This is a genomic window from Microbulbifer agarilyticus (assembly GCF_001999945.1).
Lineage (GTDB): Bacteria > Pseudomonadota > Gammaproteobacteria > Pseudomonadales > Cellvibrionaceae > Microbulbifer > Microbulbifer agarilyticus_A.
Genome location: NZ_CP019650.1, coordinates 3,610,923 through 3,631,057, shown reverse-complemented (window position 1 = coordinate 3,631,057; position 20,135 = coordinate 3,610,923). Strand labels below are relative to the sequence as shown.

Below are 20,135 nucleotides of genomic sequence, written 5' to 3'. Positions count from 1 at the left end.
TGAATATGAATACACAAAATAGCAAGAAGACCGATGCAGCCGTAAAACGTATTGTGATTGCGGGTGGCGGAACTGCAGGTTGGATTGCTGCCGCAGCCCTGTCGAAGAAACTGGGTGACTTGCTGGAAATTACCCTGGTGGAATCTGACGCGATTGGCACCGTGGGGGTGGGGGAAGCTACCATTCCACCGCTGCGTACTTTCCATCACCTGTTGGGCATCGACGAACAGGAGTTTATGCGCGCTACTGGCGCTACCGCCAAGCTGGGGATCGCTTTCGAGAATTGGGGGCGAGAAGGTGAGCGCTACATTCACTCCTTCGGTAAAACCGGTACTAGTGCCTGGATGTGTGACTTCCACCATTTCTGGTTGCGCGGCCGGGAGATGGGGTTCGATAGCGATATCGGTGAATTTTGTCTGGAACATCAGGCTGCAGAGGCCGGGCGTTTTGCCACTTCGTCCAAATCCAATATTAATTTTGCTTACCATCTGGATGCCACTCGCTACGCAGCGTTTCTGCGCGAAATCAGCGAAGAGCATGGCGTAACCCGCGTTGAGGGTTTGATTCAGGATGTGCGTCAGGACGCAGAGAGTGGGGATATTCTGGCGTTGATTCTCGACGATGGCCGCGAAATTGAGGGCGATCTGTTTATCGATTGCAGCGGGTTTCGCAGCCTGCTCGCAGGTAAGGCCCTGGGCAGTGAATTTGAAGACTGGTCTCACTGGCTGCCGTGCGACAGAGCGGTGCCCCTGCAAACCTCAGCGACCGAACCTGCAATGCCCTATACCCGTTCCATCGCGGAGAAGGCAGGCTGGCGCTGGCGGATTCCGTTGCAGACTCGTGTGGGCAATGGCCTGGTTTATTGCAGTGACTACCTGTCCGACGACGATGCTAGCGCACTGTTGCTGGATCGTGTGGATGGTAAGCCGATGACCGAGCCTAGAGTGATTCGTTTTGCCACCGGGCGGCGAAAACAAACCTGGAAAAATAACTGTGTTGCACTGGGACTAGCCAGCGGCTTTATCGAACCATTGGAAAGCACCAGTATCCATTTGATTGTGACCGGCGTAGTACGTCTGATGCAGTTGTTCCCGTTCAACGGTGCAGAACCGGCGCTGCGGGATGAATACAACAAGCAGACCCAGCGCGAGCTTGAGGACATCCGGGATTTCATCGTACTGCACTACCACGTCAACCAGCGTCATGGAGACCCCTTCTGGGATCACTGCCGACAAATGGCGATTCCTGATAGCCTCGCACAACGCATCGCACTGTTCCGTGAGCGCGCCCATGCTTATCAAAACAACGATGAATTGTTCCGGGTGGACTCCTGGGTGCAGGTGATGTTGGGGCAGGGACTAAAGCCCCAGCGACACCACCCGGTCACGCAAATGATGACCGAGCAGCAGATGCAACAGCTGCAAACCGGCTTGCGTAGCCAGGTGGCGCGCGCTGTCCAGACCTTGCCGCCACACCACGAGTTTATTCAGCAGTACTGCGCGGAGGCTGTCGCGACGGAGGCCTGATTGATTCGGTCTCAAGTATCCCCTGTGTTTGAAGTCATCAGACAAAGAAAAGCCGGCGCAAGGCCGGCTTGAAGCAAAGATACGATGAGAGAGTCCAATCGCCATGCGCTGACACCGCAAACGCGATTCGGGGAACTGTACTCTTTGACGGTGTCCTGGCGTTTCAGTTCCCATTTATTTCCCTTACACGCCAAATTTTGTGAAATTGCGTGTAAAAATGCCGATCAGGGCACATTTCTGGCGTAAATCTTCCCATTCTGACCATCGAGTGGTAGTTTTTTCTGTTTGTGGTTATTGCGTCACCGCTCGTTGTAAAGAGAGTGGCGCAAAAATAAACAACACTCAGGATGCGCGGGCAACCCCGCAGAAGTATTCGTATCCAATAACAAAACCAGAATAATCACAGGGAGCGAATATGGCCGATCTAGTAATCCTTGCGGCGCCCGGTATGGGGGCAGTAAACGAAGACTTCGCCGAGCCACTGTTCCAGGCACTCGAGTCGGCGCTGGGCGACGACTGGTCCCGGATTCACACCGAGACCATCTTGTGCGATACGCACTTGCAGCCAAACATCGAACGCGTGTTCGACGCCATGCAAAAGCGCGATATGGATTACCTGCGCGCGCGCAAATTTATGCTGTGCGGCCTCGCCGAAGCCTCTGCCCAGTTGTCTGATATAGACCAGCGCGGTGGCAACTACGACAAGAGCCAGCAGGCGATTTACCAGACCTTCGAGCGCGCCGCCAAAGCCACCAGCGACAATACCCCGGTCGTATTGCTCACCCACTCCATCGGTTGCAGCACCCTGTCCAATTACCTTTGGGATGCCCAGCGGCCCACTATCAGTCACGGTATCTGGCGCGATGGCGGCCCCAAGGGCGTGCACAAAGGCTCCGCTAAAGACCTGTTCCTACGCGGCAAGACGCTCAGCCACTGGTACACCCTGGGCGCCAGCAACCCCCTGTGGTCCGCCGGCATGGCCCGCGACCAGATCCAGGCCGTCACCTCCGAAACCCGCGGCTACAACTTCCGCTGGAAAAACTTTTACCATCCGGACGACCTGTTTGGCTGGCCCCTGAAGCCCCTCAGTCCCTCCTATAACCAGGCCGTCTACCGCGACTTCGAAACCCGCCCGCTGTCCGACTGGACTGCTGCCAGCTGGGGGCCGCAACTGGTTTCCCATGATGGCTACTGGGAGAACCCGCTGGTGCACAAAAACTTGGTTGAAGATGTGAAAGAGGTATTGAAGAAGTCCTCAACACGCCGTCCGAGCCCACTAAAAAGAACATCGGAAGCGGTGATTTAACTACAGCTGCTTGAATTTAAGGTGGTGATGCCGGGTGGCCTCTTGTGAGACCGTCTGCGGCCAGGACGGCCGCAGCCGAGCCCCCAGGGATGGGTATACGGCGTGTCTCACAAGAGGCTACCCGGTAGCACCACCGCCCGGAGCTAAAAGCGGGGTGCACGGGGCCAACTTAGCCGGATAAGACCTTGGGCGTTATACTCGCCACCGAAGATAAAACAGGTACTCCCATGGCTCTGCAATTTCACTCGGTTCCCGTCACACCCTTCCAGCAAAACTGTACCCTGCTGTGGTGCGACGAAAGCAAGCGCGCCGCCGTGGTTGACCCGGGTGGCGACATCGACCGTATCCTCGCCGCCGTTGAAGAGCGCGGACTCAAACTGGAAAAAATCCTCCTGACCCACGGTCACCTCGATCACGTCGGCGGCACCGCTCCGCTGTCGCGCCAGCTCGAGCTGCCCGTTGAAGGCCCTCAGGAAGCCGACCAGTTCTGGATCGAAAAAATTGTCGCCCAGGCCCAAGCCTACGGCTTCCCGCCGGTGGAGACCTTTACCCCAGATCGCTGGCTCAAGGATGGCGACACCGTCACCGTCGCCGACGAAGCGCTCGAAGTCGTGCACTGCCCCGGCCACACCCCCGGACACGTCATCTTCTTCCACCGCGACAGCGGCCTTGCGCTGGTGGGCGACGTACTCTTCGCCGGCTCCATCGGCCGTACCGACTTCCCCATGAGCAATCATCAGGACCTGATCGACTCCATTACCAAAAAGCTCTGGCCACTGGGCGATGCGGTGAAGTTCATCCCCGGTCACGGGCCTATGTCCACATTTGGTCAGGAGCGCCAGACTAACCCGTTTGTCGCCGACAAACGTTTCGGCTGATTCAGCACCGGTTCACCGATTAAGGTGTTGAATGGCTGGGTATCAATGGCGGAACCCCCTATGACCACCCCAATGAAAAGCTGGAAGCTAATCGCCCTAATTGCCTTGCCCGCGTGGATTCTGCTCGGCAGTGGTTGTGCGGTAATTTCTGAATCCGAATGTCAGGCGGGACTTTGGTACGAGCGCGGGCTCGAAGATGGTGCCCGTGGCCGCAGCCAGGGCACCGTGTACAAAATTGCACAGAAGTGCCATGAGTATGGTGTGCGTACCGACACTGCGGCCTGGATGCGCGGCCATGAAGAGGGCGTGGAAAGATACTGCACCCCGGAAAATGGTTTTGTTGTAGGGCGCCGCGGACGTGACTATGAAGGCGTGTGTACCGGGCCCACCGCGGATCTGTTTCTCGCCAACTACGAGCGCGGCCTCGCGGTGTATCAGGCCGAGCAGCAGTACAATGCACTGGTGAATCGCTACGAAGATGTGGAGCGAGAGATATACCGGGTAGAAGGGGCTCTGGAAGAAGCGGAGACGAAAGAGGAGGCTCGCGCCTTGCGCAGCCAGCGCCGCAGCCTGAGGCGGGAGATGCGGCACCTGGAAGGTGAGATGATGCTCTTTGGCGGCTTTGGTGCTTTTAATCCACTGCTGTTTTACTGATATTTCTCACGGTAATTGAAGAAATATCGAGAGGTGATGATATGGCGATCTGGCACGGCGACATTGATCTGGATGCTGCGAACCAATCCATGGAAAACAGCATGCCGACCTACCTGGGAATGAAGCTTACTGAACTCGGTGATGACTTTATCGTGGGTACCATGCCGGTGGATGAGCGCACCCGCCAGCCGTTCGGTATTCTGCACGGCGGCGCCAGCGTCGCCCTGGCGGAGACCCTGGGTTCCATGGCCGCAAATATGGTGGTGGATACCACAAAGTTTTACTGCGTTGGCCAGGAGATCAATGCCAATCACCTGCGCCCAGTGGTCGACGGTGAGGTAACCGGCAAGGCGACAGCGGTGCATATTGGCCGCACCAGTCAGGTGTGGGAAATCCGCATTCACGATGCGCGCGGCAAGCTCAATTGTATTTCTCGGATCACCATGGCGGTGGTGCCGGTTCCAGCGCGCTAGTTTTTTCTTATCCAAGCATTTCAATTTTAAGTAATTCCTGTGACCGGAGATCAGTTTACCTTTGAGGAAATTTCCTACCGCCTTTCGCGCTCGCCGCGACGCAAGCGTTTGGGGTTGGTGGTAACGGAAAAAGGCCCGGAGGTACGGATTCCACAGCGCTGTGCCGAGCGCCATGGTCACCAGTTCCTGCGTGACAATATCGCCTGGGTGCGCGAGCAGTTGCGTGGCCTTGAGCATCGCCAGGCGCAGGTGCCGGAACATCATTTCGCGTTTGGTGCGCAGTTTCCCTGGCTGGGTAAAACCCTGGAACTGGACCGTGCGGCCTGCACAGCGGATGCCGGTATTCGCGATGGCTATATCCAGCTGTATTGCCGCATAAAAGATCCCGATGAAGGGCAGGTTCAAGCCGCGCTGCAGAAGTTATATCAGCGCGAGGCGCTGGCGGTACTTACGCAAAAATCTCAGCAGTTTGCCGGCCAACTCGGGCTGCAATTTGCTTCGGTAAAGGTGCGACGTACGCGCAGCAAATGGGGGCACTGCACCATTCGTGGCGAACTCCAGTACAACTGGCTGGTATGTCTGGCACCGGAGCCGGTGGTGGATTACCTGGTGATCCACGAAGTTTGTCATTTGCGGCACCACAATCATGGGCGCGAATTCTGGGCTTTGGTGGCGAGCTTGTGCCCTGACTACAAACAGTTGCGACGTTGGCTGAAGGAAAATGGGCATCGCTTGCAGTTGTAATCGTGTTCAGTAAGTGTGCTATCGCACAAGAATCGTATCCCAGCGTAAGTTTCTACTTATCCCCCCCATTCTGGCGTAAACTGCCAGCATCATTTTTAAGGCTAGCCGGTATGGAATTGGAACCTCTCGGAGACGACTTTGGGGAAAACTGCGCCCGCTTTCTGCCAGAAGCGGTAGAGCAGGGCTGTGTGTGGGCGCTGGAAGGGGAAGAGGGCTTTGCCCTGTGCGAATCGGAGCGTCGCGCCGATACCGATGTAATGCCGTTCTGGTCCCAGCGGGAATATGCCGAAGCGCATATCGCCGATGACTGGTCCAACTACAAGGTCGTGCCCATTGATCTCGAAGAGTTTATGGACGACTGGCTGGAAGGTATGCACCAGGACGTACTGTTGGTGGGTATCAACTGGAACGACGATATGGAGGGGGAAGAAATCGAACCCCTCGACCTGCTCGAACAGCTGGAGCAGGAGCTGCACTAGCATTTTTGGCCAAAAAACAAACAAGAATAAGCCGGCGACAACTGTCATTTGAGACGCCAGAGCGCTGGAAACAAATCGCCCGAGGGAGGTCTTAGGTGAGTCAGTTTTCTGGGGTACAGAGTGTTATTTACGGCGTTACCGATCTGCAGGAAGCCAAGGCCTGGTATACCACCCTGCTTGAGACCGAGCCGTATTTTGATGCGGAATGCTATGTAGGTTTCAATGTCGGCGGCTTTGAGCTGGGGCTCGACCCCAGCGCGCGCAACGTGATCAGCCGCGCGGACGGTGTGGTGGCTTACTGGGGAGTAACGGACATCGCCGCACAGGTTGAGCGCATGAACGAACTCGGGGCCCGCCTGCATGGGGAAATTGTCGATGTCGGGGAGGGTATCTTGATGGCCAGTTTCCTCGATCCGTTCGGTAACGTATTTGGCCTGATCCAAAACCCCTACTTTAAGCCGTCCCAAGAATCGTCCAACTGAGACCAGCAGCCAACTGAGATAGAGCGCACTATTGGAGCAGTACACGTGAGCAAGCTACCCGCCAACCGCTTCCGCCCTTCCGATCAAGGGTTCGCCGCCGAGAGCCTGGCGCAGATCGGTCGCGGTTACGTGGTGCCTGATCGGGTGGCACTGATTACCGGTTGCTCCAGTGGTATCGGCCGCGAGCTGGCGCTAGCCCTGCACGCCCGTGGCACCATTGTGATTGCCACTGCGCGGCGCGCCGAAAGCCTGCTGGAATTGGCGGACCTTGGAATCGCCACGGAATCCCTCGACGTAAACAGCCAGGCGGATATCAACCGTGTAGTGCACGCCATCAAGACCGCCTACGGTCGCCTGGATATCCTGGTCAACAATGCCGGTTACGGCCAGATGGGCCCGCTGATGGAGCTGGATACCCGCACGCTGGAAGCGCAGTTCCACACCAATGTGTTTGCGCCCATGGCGCTGGCGCGGGCCTGTGCGCCGCTACTCAAGTCGCAACGCAGCGGGGTGATTTGCAATATTGGCTCTGTCTCTGGCGTGTTGGCCACGCCATTCTCCGGCGCTTATTGTGCGTCCAAGTCTGCTCTGCACACGCTGTCCGATGTACTGCGCCTGGAATTGAAGCCGTTTGGTATCCGCGTGGTGACGGTGCAGCCCGGCGCTATCGCCTCTGAATTTGGCCGTCACGCAGAGACCTCCCTGCGCGGATTGCTGGCGCCGGACTCCTGGTACAAGCGCAGCGAAGACCATGTGCGCGCCCGCGCCGTTGAATCCCAGCAAAATGCCACCCTGGCGCGCGATCTGGCCAAGCGCCTGGCCGCAGAGCTGTTGCGCAAACGCCCGGCCTCCGTATTGCGCATCGGCAACAAGAGCCGTCTGTTGCCGTGGATGGCCCGCTGGCTGCCTCGCTGGTTGCGCGACCGTATTCTCTCCAAGCGCTTTGGTTTGAAGCGACTGCAGCTTTCTAATCAGTAGCTCTCTGGGCGTCTGCTTCAGGCGCGCTATTTAGACGCTTTATTCAGACACCTACGTCAGACGCGTTTGCCGTCGGTTTTTCCTACGTTTTAGCTGGTTTCTCTATAGACGTTGCGCTTTTCCACTATGTTTGTGGATAGCCCAATGATTTTCCTCGGGCCGAATCAGAAGCGGAATCTTCTTCCTGTATGGCCCTCGACCAGATCACCATTCTTGGCATCATTGTCGTTACCATCGGCCTGTTTATCTGGGGCCGGTGGCGTCACGATATGGTGGCGTTGGCATCGCTACTGGCCTGTGTGTTCACTGGGCTGATCGAGCCCGAAGATGCCTTTGCCGGGTTTGGTCATCCGGCGGTGGTCACCGTGGCCTGTGTGTTGATTCTGAGTCGCGGCCTGCAGAGTACCGGGGCGATGGATGCTCTGGCGCAAAAGGTGGTACCCAAACGCGGGGGCATCACCATGGCCATCGCTGCGCTTACAGCACTGGGCGCAGCGATGTCCGGCTTTATGAACAATGTCGGTGCCATGGCGCTGCTGATGCCGGTCGCCACGGATCTCGCTGTTCGCCATCAGTTGCCGCCGGGCAAGGTGCTGATGCCGCTTTCCTTTGGCACCATTCTCGGTGGCATGACCACCCTTATTGGCACCCCTCCGAATCTGATTGTTTCCGGCTTTCGCGCCAATACCGGTGCCGGTGGCTATGGCATGTTCGACTTCACCCCGGTGGGGGTGGTGGTGGCGCTGGTGGGTATTGTGTTCGTTGCGCTGATCGGTTGGCGGCTGGTACCGGCGCGTACCCAGGCGGGCGCAAGTACCTTCGATACCGGCACCTACCTCACCGAAGCGCTGGTAGGGGACAAGAGTGCTGCCATCGGTAAGTCCCTCGCCGAGCTGGTAAAAATGATTGGCGATGACGATGCCCAGGTGATTGGCCTGGTGCACAACAATGCGCGGGTATCCACTGCCATGCCCGGCCTCAGGGTGCGTGCGGGCGACCTGCTATTGATCGAAGCGGAGCCGGGGTCGCTGTCTTCCGTGCTTTCCAGTCTGGGCCTCAGTTTGAGTGCAGACCCGCAATCGGATGTGGCCGCCAAGGCCACGGTTTCCACTGCACCAGAATTGTCTAATGGTGCTGGTACGCACACCCATACTGGTGAAATCAGTGACACACCGGAAGGCGAGCAGGAGACTGAGCACGGCAAGGAAGGCAAGAAGGAAACCAAGAAAGACAGCGACGATAAGCGCGCTAAAGAGCAGGATGACCTGGTAATGCGCGAGCTGGTGGTGCTGCCGGATTCCTATTTGATCGGTCGCAGTGCTGAACATTTACGCCTCGCCGGTCGCTATGAAACCAACCTGCTGGCCCTGTCTCGTCAGGGGCGCCGCTCGGTAAAACGCCTACGCTCCACACCACTGATGAGCGGCGACACACTGCTGATGATGGGCAGTGAAGAAAACCTGGCGCGCTTCGCCAACGAGCAGCGCTGTGTACCGCTCGCACAACGCGACATCAGTATGCCTAACAAAGAAAAAGCCTATGTGGCGCTGGTGGCGATGGCGCTGGCGGTGGCGGGCGCTGCCTTTGGCTTGATGCCCGCAGCCATTTCTTTTGCCACCTGTGTGCTGGCATTTATGGCGTTGAAAGTGGTGCCATTGCGCAATGCCTACGAGGCGGTGGATGGATCGGTGGTGGTGTTGCTTGGCGCGTTAATTGCTGTGGCGCAGGTCATGGATACCACCGGCGCTGCGGATGTGGTGGCGAAAACCATGCTGGAAAATCTGGCGCAGGAGAATCCGCTGTATGCGCTGGTGCTGATTCTGGTGGTCACCATGACCTTGTCGGACTTTATGAACAATGCCGCTACCGCAGCGGTGATGTGCGCCATCGCACTCAGTGTGGCGGAGCAGCTGCACGTAAACCCAGACAGTTTCTTGATGGCCGTGGCGATAGGCGCATCGTGTGCGTTCCTGACCCCGGTGGGGCATCAGAACAATACGCTGATTCTGAGTCCAGGTGGTTTTAAGTTTGGCGATTATTGGCCAATGGGTTTGCCGCTGGAAATTCTGGTGCTGTTAGTGGCGGTGCCCACTCTGTTGTGGGTGTGGCCGCTGTAGGCAGCCACATAAAAAATGACTCAGGCGATGTCGTCACCGGGCTTTTGTGTCAGGTCCGCCAGGTATTCACTGCAGAAACGCAGGGCATCGGTCACCGTTACAATGCCCGCCAGTTCCCCTTCTTTCATCACCAGTACCGAGCCGATACCGGTATCCGCCATGGCCAGTAGAATTTTGTCGAGCGGGTCGTGGATGTCGGCGATATACGGGCGGCGGGCGCACAGGTCGCGCACATAGAGTTGCTGTTCTTCCAGTCGGTGACCGGGCGACTGGACTCGGTCAATATCGCCCCGGGAGATAATCGTTTCCAGGTCGCCATCGCGGGTTACCGGCAGGTGATGTACCTGGTGTTCCTCCATCAGCGACTCGGCTGCCTCGATGGGGGAGTCGATATCGATGTGATAGGGGAAGGGCGTCATCAGTGCCGCAAGTGTTGGCATATGGTGGATATCCCGTATTTTTCGCATGTGTTCGATCCCCTGGTGACGATAGTCCTCATCCTCAGCAAAAGAATAGAACAGTGGTTTGGCAGTCTGGAGACAATTGCGGGGGCGAAGTGTTTAGCGACTTCTGGCTAATATTCCAATAATCATATCGACGAATATAAAAAGGATTTCGAAATAAGCGGGCGATGGTTGGCTATTGAATATCAAAGCAGTATTATGCGCAGCCCTCGCTGAGGTGCCGTCGGTTGTTTACGGTGCCATTAACGAAGAGTCAGCGGGGGAATAATTTCCTAAGCACGCTTGAAATATCAGAAAACGGTATTACTTTTGTGTTGTTCGGGTTTGCGATTTAGTAATGCTATTTACCTGATTAGTTATTTTAATCCGGCAAAGTAAATAATTGGACACAAGTCGGTTATTCTTTTCGGGTGCTAATTCGTTTGGGTTAATCGCCGCTATTTCGAGAGGGTCTGGCTGTCAGTATTTGCTGGACCAAACCGCCGAAACTCCGTGACACCTGTGACACACCAACTGCAATTTGGTGAGCCTTGCGTATATGCAAAGATTGGATATTTGCACATGCAGGGTATGTCGCCGCGTTAATGGGAAATATACAACCGAAGGATATGGGGATCATCCCGTTATTTCGTACTCTTTGTTATTTGATGTTTCAAATCGAAGCGGCTTGCCGCACACCAGTACAAAATAAAACACGCTATTTAGGCGTTTACGCGCAATATATATCGAGGCTCTATATATATGTTTCAAGATTACGATCAGATCGAACAACAAATCGCTGCACACCAGGCCAAAATTGAGGAACTGCAAGAGCAGATGGCTCAGGCCGAACGCAAAAAACAGGGCGTCATCGCCTTTGATAAGGCGCTGGTAAACCTGGCTGCCGAATACAATATGGAAGAAGAAGACTTCTTCCCGGCGCGCGGCGAAATGATCGTGGATTGGCTGGTCGCCCAACTCAACAATGAAGACGCTCCGGACTACGTGCGCTCCCTGAAAGCACGCGTTGCCCGCTCCCTCAAGCGCGATGGTGACGCGCCGCGCCGCGCGGGTCGCAAACCTGCGACGAACAAGCCGGCAGAACCGAAGCTGGAAACCGGTCACTATCGCAACCCCTACACCAACGCCACCATTGAGAAGAAAAAACGCAACCCGAAACAGTTGAACCAGTGGGTTGCCGAGCATGGACTGGAAAAGGTGCAGTCCTGGAAGATCTAACTTTCCATTACACGCCCTAATAAAAAAAGCCCCCGCCAGCTGCCGCTGCCGGGGGCTTTTTTTATCGCTGGTCTGACGTAAATTCGTTTCAAGCGGCGGCGCGCTCATCGTGAGCTCAAAGGATATCGGCCATTTTGCGTCAATAGGTGTCTTACTGCGTAGCGCGAGCGGCCGCGACAGGGGATATCGGCAATACTTTTTCAGGTGCGAACGGAGTTTTTAAGTTGTAGTTCGACAAGGAGTGCCCAGTGCCATTCAGGCTCGCTTTACCGGGTGTCGATTTTCGCCGCTGGTTTTTACTCGCGGGAATCCCCTTAGTTCTTTGCATTTGTGTTGCCGGGTGTCGTTCCGACAACGACAACAACAATGCCCCTCGTCCCGGTGAAGCACCGCGCGCCACCACGACCGGCGCCACCAATACGCCCACTACGACCAACGCAAATGCCTCGAATACTGGTGAGGAAAAAACCGGAACCTTTGTCGGTGATATCAAAGGCCTGTTTTATGAAACACCGAGCTTCTCCGGCCTGACCGACGATAAGGGTCGATTCCGCTATCGGCAGGGAGAGCGCATTCGCTTTTCCCTCGGTGATGTCGATCTCGGTTCGGCGCTTGCCCGCCCCAGAATGAGCCCGTTTAATCTCGCTGGTACGAAACCGTTTACTGAGGAGTGGGAATTCCGGGCGGCACTGGAGGATCACCAGCGTGTGGATGCGCTGGACCTGGCCTCCAATATGATGCTGTTCTTTTTGATCCTCGATCGGGATCGGGACCCGAGTAATGGTATTGACCTGACCGATTGGAATACGGATCTGCGCGGCTACAGCGTCAATTTCGATTTCGACCTCTACGCCTTCCCATTCCGCCGCGGTCTCGATTCATTGCCGGCGATCAAAAGCCAGTTCGAGATTCGCTACCAGCTGCCGCTGGATGCGCCGCTGTTATATCTCTATGACGCCCTGGGTATCTTGATCCCGACGCTGGTGCCGTTCGATGAAACCCGCGACTTCAATGATGACGATATCATCGAACAGCGCATCCTGTGGCGGTATAACGACTTGGGGCTGCCGCGGGATATCCGCTATTCGCTGTTCCCGGATGAACTGGATCGCTGGCGCGAACGCCTGGAATACGCCTACGACGACCTGGGGCGCGCGATATTTGTGTTACGCGAAACCGATCTCGAAGAGAACGGTATTGTGAATTTCTTTTATACCTCCGAGCGCTTCTACAACGACGAAGGTTTTTTGATTGAAATCCTCGAGCAGGATGGACGTGTGCTGCCGGAGGAACAGCGCCGCTTTGTGTTTGCCTACGACGAGGGCAGTAATCTCGACCTGTATGTGTTTGAGCAGGACTTCACGGTCAGTGGCGTAGTCGACGCAATTTTCGCGATAGAGAGTCTCTACAACGATGACGGCTTACTGCGCTTGCGGCTCGAGGAATCGGACCGGAATGCCGACGGCCTGGTGCAGCGCCGTGTGCGCTACGAATATTTTTATAACGATCTCGGACAGCCCTTCGAGGTGTTAGAGACCGAAGACGACGGTGTGGAATTCCGCGCGGACGGCGTTATCGACCGGCGCCGGCAGGTGCTCTATGTGTACGGTGTGGGCGCCCGCTTGCTGCGCGAGACGGTGCGTTTCGACGATAACGACGACGGCCAGGTGGACCGCATCAACACCTATGAATTTCTGTATGAAACCAGCGGGCGGTTGCGCGAGGAAAGCTGGGCCTTCGATCTGGATGCCGACGGTGTGGTGGAATCCCGTCGTACCTTCACCTATCGCTATTCCATCGATGACCTGTTGCTGCGCGTGGAAATGAATCTGGACAACGATGACAACGGATTCCCTGAGGCGACCACGGTCACTAATTATCGGTACAACACCCGTGGCCAGCTGCGTGAAACCGAAATTGCGACCTTCAATGGCAATGATGAACAGCAGAGCCTGCTGACCACCACCCGTATCTACGGCGCCCGCGGGCAGCTGGTGGACTGGTATCGCGAGGGCGAGGGCTTTACTGGCGTGACCAACACGCCCACACGGCTGCGTTTCCGTTATCGGGAAATCGACGACGGCCTGCGCTATTTAATCGACCACTATCGCTACCGGCAGCCGCAATTTACCGAGGTGGGCAACCCGGCAATCAACGTGCCGTGTATCGATTATCGCTTTGCCGAGGGTGAGGTGCGCTGCGGGCTCAGTTGGCCGATGCAGTGGAAACTGTTCTGGGAAGAAACCTGGAAGGCGCCGGGTATTAACCGCGGCGGGCCTGTGGTGATCAGGCCCTGAAGCTCACCGCGATTATTGATCCAGTTAGAAGCGGAATTTTACGTCGGCGTAAACACTGCGTGGCTCGCCGATAAAGTAGCGGTCACCACCGCCCAGGCTGGAGTAGTCGGCGCGCGCCGCATAATCCACATCCGCCAGGTTTTCGATGCGCAAGCCAATCGATGTAATGTCACTCAGCGCCTGCCGCGCGCGCAGGTGCAATAGCTGGTGACCACCGTAGCGATGGGCGTTTCCAATATCGGTAAAGTAGCCGCCGGTGTATTGCCACTGCAGCGCGACCTGTGTGGCGTCGGCCGGCTGCCATGCCAGGTTGAGACTGTGCATGGCGCGCGGTGCGGTATCGATGTCGTTGCCGTCGCTGGCGATGGGGCCCGACCCCGGCGCGCTCAGGTCACTGGTGTACTGGTGGCGGGCCAAGGTGCCGCTGGCCGCCAGCTGCCAGGTTTCACTGAAGCGCCAATCCAGTTCGTATTCCAGCCCATAGTGGCGGCTCTCGCCATCGCTCAGGTTGAGCCGGTCAGATGACTGGAACACCACGTCCGACTTTTCCATGTAAAACCCGGTAAGGCTGTAGCGCAGCGTCTCTCCGGCGTGGCGGATGCCGGCTTCCAGGCTGTCGATGGATTCGGAATCCAGGTCGGCGCGGGTCTGGCCGTTCTGCAGACGGTATAACTCTGTCGCCTGTGGCGCGCGGAAGCCGCTTGCCAGGCGCAATATACCGCTGAACTGATCGCTCAGCTGCCGGGTCAGGCTGGCGTTTAGTGACAGATTGGCAAAGTCATCTTCGCGATCGTCAGGACGGGAATAGCGGCAGCCAATGGCGCCGGTAAATCCACTGATACAGATATCGCCGTTGTCCTGGGTGTCCCCGCCAATCATGTGATTGTCGTAGTCGTAGCGCAGGTATTCGCCGCGCGCGCCGATACTGCCGGTGGTGCGCTCGTCCAGTTGCCAGTCAGCCTGGGAAAAAATTGCCGCGACCGCGGCGGATACCGAATAGTCATAGTGCTTGCCAGCGGGAAATACCGAGAAGCCGCCTTCCTGAGTCTGCTTGAGCCAGCCCGCGGTGTACTCGAGATCCACACCACTGGTCAGTGTCAGCGCCGGATCAATCTGCTGGCGCAGCGAGGTCTGTACTCCGAGCCCTTTCTGGCCATTTTCCTCCAGTGGAGTGCCGGGCAGGAAGTGCATCAGGAATGCCATGTCGGTGTAGCGTGCGTAAGGCGTGATCTGTAGCTCATCGCCATTATTCAGCGTGCGCTGCATTTTTACCTGTGCCCGTGCCGCTTGGCTGTCGCGAAAGGCTTCCGGGTTGGGGTTCTCCCGTTTGCGCGCGTCGTCTTTGTAGGCATCTTTACCCACCACGTAGCCGGCGGTTTCCTGATTGAGGTTACTCAGATTGAGCAGTGCAGAGATAGACCAGTCCTGCCACTCTCGGTCATTGCGCAGTTGCAGTTTTTGCTGGTCAAAGCCGGAGTCGTCCTTGTAGCCGCCGTCGCGGGCACCGGTAAAGTCGATACGCGTACCACCCTGCTCATCGCCCTGGCTGTGTGTCAGCTTCAGGCGCTGATAGTCGTTGGCGCCGCCTTCGATACCAATTGAGGACTCGCTACCCTGCGCCGGGGCCGCGCTCAGCACGTTGATCACCCCGTGTTGCGCGTCGGAGCCATACAGTACCGTGCCCGGGCCGCGCAATACCTCGATACGGCCGGCCTGTTCGAAGTGGGTATCAAACAGCTGGTTGACGTTGCAAAAGCCGGTGCCGCGCACCGGAATACCGTCCTGGGTTATGGCAAAAGCACCGCAGCTACCGGCGCCGGTGAGTACCGGGGAGCGCAGGCCGATCAGGCTTTCCTGGCCGTTGCCGCGATTGATATTCACTCCCGGTACCGAGGACAGGGCCTGGCTGGGGTGTACCGCGCTGATTGCGGCGAGTGATTCTCCGTTCACGATACTGACGGAAGCCGGCTGTGAAAGCAGTGGCTGTGGAGTCCGCGCAGCGGTCACGGAAACCTGCTCGAGCCCCGTGGTTTGCTCTTCGGCAGTGGAATGGGCGGAGCCCGTTACTACTGCGAGGGACAGGGCAATCAGTGTTGAGCTGGTGAAGGTTGATGCAGTCGGTGGGGAAGTGGTCATTGCTGCGCGTGCCGCCGGTACCTGATGAGATTTCTGCCATGGTACCGGCAGCGACGAGATCAGCAAAGAGGCGGACTAGTGCATCTTGAGTCGCGGGCTTACGAATCGGTTAGCTTGGCCGATAATGTACAAAAGCATGGCTTTGGGCCAGCCGTGTATTGCCGCTAGATGCATGCGATACAGGGAGCGGTAGGCAACACCCGCCAGACGGCCTTCAATGGTGAGGCTGCCCTTCACCAGCCCTCCCATCAGGTTGCCGACGGCATCGAACTTTGAGAGGGAAACCAGTGACCCGCGATCTTTGTAAACAAACGGTTGCAGGGCTACTTCTTCGCTGTCGGTATCGCCAGTGGTATCGGCTTCCACCAACCGGATCAGGTTATCACTGAGGGTCTTTGACATCTGTTGTGCGGACTGGGCCCGCGGTGGCACCTTTACACCGTGGCCGTCTATACAGCCGGCGCAGTCACCCAGTGCAAAGATCGCCGGGTCGGTGACACTGCGCAGGGTGGCTTCAACCTCGATCTGGTTTTGTCGGTTTAGCTTTAGCTCGTCCAGTTGCTGCAGGAAGTCCGGCGCTTTTACGCCGGCAGCCCATACGCGCATGGCAGCGGGAATTTCCTCACCGTCTTTTGTCACAAAACCAGAGCTCGTCGCTTCCGCAACCTGGGTACCGGTGAGCACCCGCACCCCAATTTTGGTGAGTTCCTTTTCCGAACTGTTACCCAGGCGCGGTGGTAGCGCCGGCAACAGGTGCGGGCCGGCCTCAATCAGGGTTACCTTGAGGTCGCCATTCTTGATGCGGCTGTAGTGACCCATTTCCTGTACCGAATCCACCAGTTCCGCCGCCAGCTCCACACCGGTGGCGCCGCCGCCGACGATGGCGATATGCACGGACTTCTCCACCTGACTGTCGAGTAGCAGGAATTGATCGAGCAGGCGGCTGTGAAATTTCTGTGCCTGCTCGGCACTGTCGAGAAACTGGCAGTGTTTGCGCACACCGGGGGTATGGAAATCATTACTCTGGCTACCGAGGGCGATCACCAGATAGTCGTAGTCGAGTTTGCGGGCTGGCACCAGTGGCGCGCCATCGGCGTTGTGTACTTCCGCCAGCTCCACTGTTTTGTTTTTGCGATCGAGTGCTTTCAGGCTGCCCAGTTCAAACTGGTAGCCATGGGCGCGACCGTGAACCTGATAATTGAGAGCGTCGAGGCTTGAATCCAGTGCACCAGTGGCGACCTGGTGTAGCAGTGGCTTCCAGATATGGGTGCGGTTTTTATCGACCAGCGTTATTTGTGCCGCAGGCGATTTGTTGCGGCGACCAAAACGACGTGAAGAGAAGTGGCGTCCAAGACTGGTGGCTAGCTGTAGTCCCCCGGCGCCGCCGCCAATAATGACGATTTTTTTCATAACAGAGTTTCCTGTAGAGCTTATTAATTCTGGCTCTTCGAAGCGCTCTGTGTGACCCGTTTTATAATATTTTTAATGCACCGGGGGCGCCCCGGTAAAAGGGCAGATAGGGAAGATGCGTAATAACTATCTGACCTGAGAGGAAGCCAGTATCCCCGCACGGTATGCGTTTGGCAATCAATTTATGGTTACAGGCGAAATGGTCTCGAGTGAAAGGAAATAACTGGTCTAGTGCCCATGTGTGTGAGTGTGCGCACGCGCTTTCTTAGCTGATAATTTACAGCGCTACCGTCGCACGGTGCGCCGCAAGCTTCTTCCAGTCATCGCCACTTGCCAGGTAAATGGGTTGTGAGATTGTTTGCGCATATGCATCCGTTTTCTCGGTCAATGTGTCGGCAAAGCCGATCACCGCCGCGTGTCGCCAACCCGCTGCATGCAGCGCAGAAATACATTGCTCCGCATGTTCGGCTGGTACCGCTCCCAGTAGGCCACCACAGATTTGCGGATCCACCAGCATGGGTAGATGGGGTTTTTCTTGCCAGAACCCCGGATTTTGCACGGCTTTGTAACTGCGCGCGTTGTGTTGATGCAGATAGGACAGCACTGCGTGCTCGGCGCAGTATGTGGCGCCGGTCAAGAATGGCAGCGCATCGGTAAGCACGCTGATGCCGAGAGTGGAGACCTCTGCAGGTTTTACAACCCCATCCAGAGGTTGGGGGTGCCAGTGCAGCATCTCCAGTATTTGTCCGAGCAGACCGGCGCGATGGACGCTTGTCATGGAACGCACGCCGTTGCGCACAAAAATATTGGCTGCGGTCAGGTTGCTTTGCAGCATGGTATCCAGTGCCTGCTGTAACCAGCGCGCATGCGCCTTGCCCTGTGCCTGCGCCGCAAATAGCGCACCGTTACCTAGCGGTTTGGTAAGAATCAGACAGTCACCAGCGCACACACCGTTCTGTGCAGCAACAGAGCCGCGATCGCCACTACCGTTTAGGGTAAGCCCTATTTGCGCCACAGGGCCTTCCAACAGCTGCCCGCCGGTCAGTGCACAGTCATACTGGTTGAGTTCCCGCGCTGCGCCGTCGAGTATCAATTGCAAATCACGACTGGCGAGCGCAGGCGACGCATTGGGTAGTTGGGTCGGGAGTGTGACCAGTGCCTGGGCAGAGAAGGGTTCTGCCTGCGCCGCAAATAGGTGCGAGAGACTGTGCTGTGCTGCCAGGCGGCCGAATAACCACGGGTCTTGCACGGGGGCGGACAGTTGCTCGGCGTGTTGCACCAGCAGTTTGTCATCCGGTAATTCGAGTGCGCTGGTGGCAGTATTCAATGCAATGCTGCGCGCGCTATTAATCGTATTTTCTTCACTTGCCTTTTTTGGTTCGGGTTGCACAAGTTTCGCCAGTGCCTGCTCAAATAAGTCGACACCCAAGGCGCCGTCTCCGAGCGCATTATCTTCCGAGACAATTTGTGCGCAGGCTTGGCTACCGCGCACAAATCGCGATAGCGGCAAGTGATTAACCTGGTCGACGAAGTGGCGATCGGCACGGTCTTTTGCGTGCCAAAATAGCGCGCTCACCGCCGCCAAGCCACGGTATGCAGTGATCGCCTGTTGGCCGCCACAACTCAGGCGTTGCAGCAAGCGGGGTCGCGATCGGTAGGCTTTTAGTGGGGTATCTTGTAGTGCTGCGCGCACATTGTGGAACAGCGTCGGGCCCTGTTGCTGCGCTACCTGCGAGGACTTGGGCTGCGGTGAGCTAATGCCGGCCACATCACCCGCGGCAAAAATATGTGGGTGGCTGATGGAGCGCAGATAATCGTCCACCTGAACAAACCCGCGCTGATCGATGGCCAGGCCAGATTGTGCCAACCATGGTGGCGCAGAAGATTCCGTGCACAACAGGACCTTGTCGAGTGCGATGAAGCGTCCTTCATCGCTATAGATTCCCCGCGAGGTGATTTCGGTAACTCGCCAATTGGTATGCGCTTGAACTTTTAGCCGGGACAGTTCCCGTGCCGCCAGACGCCGCGCCAGCAAAGGAAAGTCGGCGGGAATTTTTTTGCCGGACTGCACCAGGTGCAGCTCTACACGACCGCTATATATCGGCTCTTCCAAGGCGGAGGCGATTGCCATCGCCAGTTCGCTGCCCCCGGCACCACCACCAATGACACCAAGCTTCAGAGGCTGGTGTTTGCGCTGTACTTGTTGCTTGAGCTGCTCCCAGTAGCGATAAAACTGTCCGATCGGCTTTACGGGTACCGCAAGTTCCGAACCGGGGATGTCGTGGCATGGCGATGCACCTACCGCCAGCGATAGAAAATCGAATGCCAGGTCTGGACGGCCCAGCAGCGACACCCGGTTTTCCAGTGGGTCGACATTGTGCGCGCACGCGTGAATAAAACGCGCGCCGGCGGCGCGGCACAAGCGTGGCAGATCAATATGAATATCGCTGTGGCTGTAATGGCCGGCAATCAAACCGGGCACCATGGGGGAATAGGGACTTTGTACTTGTGGTGAGACCAGTGTCAGGCGTACCCCCGGGAGTGGCTGCTTGGCCCATTGTTGCAAAAGCACCAGGTGGCTGTGGCCGCCGCCAATCAATACCAGATCCTGACAGTGAGTTTGCTTTTGCATAGGTCTGACGCGTCCCTGTTGCCGCTTGCGTATTCAATCGCACATCGGTGTATGTGCGCCGCGCTGCAACCATTTGTGCCAATTTGATTGAAATATAAACAGTGTAATGGGCGTGTGTGGAATAGCACGTTTTGTGGACTTTGCCGCGAAGCATTTGCCGCCGGAATTTTTGCGACACCGGTGTTTGGCTTATCGCAGGGAAAATAAAGCGGCAAGAAATGCTTTTTCGGTTGCCTGATGCGACATCCACAGGTGCCTCTCTGGTCTTTAATGTATAGAGCCCGCAACGCTTCACCAGAACTCCCCAATAAATGGTGGGCAGTGCGCTGAATCCTTTCTTG

General features: G+C 56.9%; 16 protein-coding genes. 12 read left to right on the top strand and 4 right to left on the bottom strand.

All coding sequences use genetic code 11. From position 1 onward, the window contains the following. Positions 1-5: 5 nt before the first annotated feature. From Mag101_RS15135 to Mag101_RS15090, 10 genes are all read left to right on the top strand, one after another. The gene (locus Mag101_RS15135; RefSeq protein WP_077406867.1) at positions 6-1,526 is read left to right on the top strand and encodes a tryptophan halogenase family protein; all 1,521 of its coding nucleotides are present in this window, start codon (positions 6-8) and stop codon (positions 1,524-1,526) included. Positions 1,527-1,941: 415 nt separating this feature from the next. Next, complete coding sequence (locus tag Mag101_RS15130) at positions 1,942-2,832, top strand: hypothetical protein (protein WP_077406864.1); 891 nt, start codon at positions 1,942-1,944, stop codon at positions 2,830-2,832. A gap of 227 nt (positions 2,833-3,059) precedes the next feature. Then, the gene (locus Mag101_RS15125) at positions 3,060-3,710 is read left to right on the top strand and encodes an MBL fold metallo-hydrolase (RefSeq protein WP_077406861.1); all 651 of its coding nucleotides are present in this window, start codon (positions 3,060-3,062) and stop codon (positions 3,708-3,710) included. Positions 3,711-3,770: 60 nt separating this feature from the next. Then, entirely contained in the window at positions 3,771-4,364 is a 594-nt protein-coding gene (locus Mag101_RS15120; RefSeq protein WP_077406857.1) for a DUF2799 domain-containing protein, read from the top strand. Between the two features lie 41 nt (positions 4,365-4,405). After that, positions 4,406-4,837 carry a hotdog fold thioesterase gene (locus Mag101_RS15115; RefSeq protein WP_077406854.1) on the top strand — a complete coding sequence of 144 codons (432 nt, stop codon included), beginning with the start codon at positions 4,406-4,408 and terminating at the stop codon, positions 4,835-4,837. A 39-nt stretch (positions 4,838-4,876) separates the two neighbouring features. Then, positions 4,877-5,581 carry a M48 family metallopeptidase gene (locus tag Mag101_RS15110; RefSeq protein WP_077406851.1) on the top strand — a complete coding sequence of 235 codons (705 nt, stop codon included), beginning with the start codon at positions 4,877-4,879 and terminating at the stop codon, positions 5,579-5,581. 110 nt (positions 5,582-5,691) lie between these two features. After that, on the top strand, positions 5,692-6,060 hold the full coding sequence (locus tag Mag101_RS15105) for a DUF2750 domain-containing protein (protein WP_077406848.1): 369 nt from the start codon (positions 5,692-5,694) through the stop codon (positions 6,058-6,060). Positions 6,061-6,155: 95 nt separating this feature from the next. Beyond that, positions 6,156-6,542, top strand: a complete 387-nt coding sequence (locus Mag101_RS15100; protein ID WP_077406845.1) for a VOC family protein — start codon at positions 6,156-6,158, stop codon at positions 6,540-6,542. A 45-nt stretch (positions 6,543-6,587) separates the two neighbouring features. Then, positions 6,588-7,520 carry an SDR family oxidoreductase gene (locus tag Mag101_RS15095; protein WP_077406842.1) on the top strand — a complete coding sequence of 311 codons (933 nt, stop codon included), beginning with the start codon at positions 6,588-6,590 and terminating at the stop codon, positions 7,518-7,520. Positions 7,521-7,708: 188 nt separating this feature from the next. Continuing rightward, entirely contained in the window at positions 7,709-9,637 is a 1,929-nt protein-coding gene (locus Mag101_RS15090) for an SLC13 family permease (RefSeq protein ID WP_077406839.1), read from the top strand. A gap of 20 nt (positions 9,638-9,657) precedes the next feature. Here Mag101_RS15090 and Mag101_RS15085 read toward each other — a convergent pair whose 3' ends face one another. Then, positions 9,658-10,104, bottom strand: coding sequence for a CBS domain-containing protein (locus Mag101_RS15085; protein ID WP_232325046.1), 447 nt, complete (start codon positions 10,102-10,104; stop codon positions 9,658-9,660). A 738-nt stretch (positions 10,105-10,842) separates the two neighbouring features. On the opposite strand from Mag101_RS15085, the gene Mag101_RS15080 reads away from it, so the two are divergent. Together Mag101_RS15080 and Mag101_RS15075 are read left to right on the top strand one after the other, a co-directional pair. Further along, positions 10,843-11,319 carry a hypothetical protein gene (locus tag Mag101_RS15080; RefSeq protein WP_077406833.1) on the top strand — a complete coding sequence of 159 codons (477 nt, stop codon included), beginning with the start codon at positions 10,843-10,845 and terminating at the stop codon, positions 11,317-11,319. 248 nt (positions 11,320-11,567) lie between these two features. After that, entirely contained in the window at positions 11,568-13,616 is a 2,049-nt protein-coding gene (locus Mag101_RS15075; RefSeq protein ID WP_077406830.1) for a hypothetical protein, read from the top strand. Between the two features lie 24 nt (positions 13,617-13,640). Here the strand turns inward: Mag101_RS15075 and Mag101_RS15070 are convergent, their stop codons facing one another. From Mag101_RS15070 to selD, 3 genes are all read right to left on the bottom strand, one after another. Further along, on the bottom strand, positions 13,641-15,752 hold the full coding sequence (locus Mag101_RS15070; RefSeq protein ID WP_077406827.1) for a TonB-dependent receptor: 2,112 nt from the start codon (positions 15,750-15,752) through the stop codon (positions 13,641-13,643). Between the two features lie 75 nt (positions 15,753-15,827). After that, complete coding sequence (locus Mag101_RS15065) at positions 15,828-17,162, bottom strand: NAD(P)/FAD-dependent oxidoreductase (protein WP_077406824.1); 1,335 nt, start codon at positions 17,160-17,162, stop codon at positions 15,828-15,830. A 277-nt stretch (positions 17,163-17,439) separates the two neighbouring features. Continuing rightward, positions 17,440-19,794, bottom strand: a complete 2,355-nt coding sequence (gene selD / locus Mag101_RS15060; RefSeq protein WP_077406820.1) for a selenide, water dikinase SelD — start codon at positions 19,792-19,794, stop codon at positions 17,440-17,442. Positions 19,795-20,135: the final 341 nt, after the last annotated feature.

Excerpts from the sequence above, each read along its gene's own strand:
- Mag101_RS15135 (WP_077406867.1), top strand. The coding sequence starts at position 6 with ATGAATACACAAAATAGCAAGAAGACCGATGCAGCCGTAAAACGTATT.
- Mag101_RS15130 (WP_077406864.1), top strand. The coding sequence starts at position 1,942 with ATGGCCGATCTAGTAATCCTTGCGGCGCCCGGTATGGGGGCAGTAAAC.
- Mag101_RS15125 (WP_077406861.1), top strand. The coding sequence starts at position 3,060 with ATGGCTCTGCAATTTCACTCGGTTCCCGTCACACCCTTCCAGCAAAAC.
- Mag101_RS15120 (WP_077406857.1), top strand. The coding sequence starts at position 3,771 with ATGACCACCCCAATGAAAAGCTGGAAGCTAATCGCCCTAATTGCCTTG.
- Mag101_RS15115 (WP_077406854.1), top strand. The coding sequence starts at position 4,406 with ATGGCGATCTGGCACGGCGACATTGATCTGGATGCTGCGAACCAATCC.
- Mag101_RS15105 (WP_077406848.1), top strand. The coding sequence starts at position 5,692 with ATGGAATTGGAACCTCTCGGAGACGACTTTGGGGAAAACTGCGCCCGC.
- Mag101_RS15090 (WP_077406839.1), top strand. The coding sequence starts at position 7,709 with ATGGCCCTCGACCAGATCACCATTCTTGGCATCATTGTCGTTACCATC.
- Mag101_RS15085 (WP_232325046.1), bottom strand. The coding sequence starts at position 10,104 with ATGCGAAAAATACGGGATATCCACCATATGCCAACACTTGCGGCACTG.
- Mag101_RS15080 (WP_077406833.1), top strand. The coding sequence starts at position 10,843 with ATGTTTCAAGATTACGATCAGATCGAACAACAAATCGCTGCACACCAG.
- Mag101_RS15070 (WP_077406827.1), bottom strand. The coding sequence starts at position 15,752 with ATGACCACTTCCCCACCGACTGCATCAACCTTCACCAGCTCAACACTG.
- Mag101_RS15065 (WP_077406824.1), bottom strand. The coding sequence starts at position 17,162 with ATGAAAAAAATCGTCATTATTGGCGGCGGCGCCGGGGGACTACAGCTA.
- selD (WP_077406820.1), bottom strand. The coding sequence starts at position 19,794 with ATGCAAAAGCAAACTCACTGTCAGGATCTGGTATTGATTGGCGGCGGC.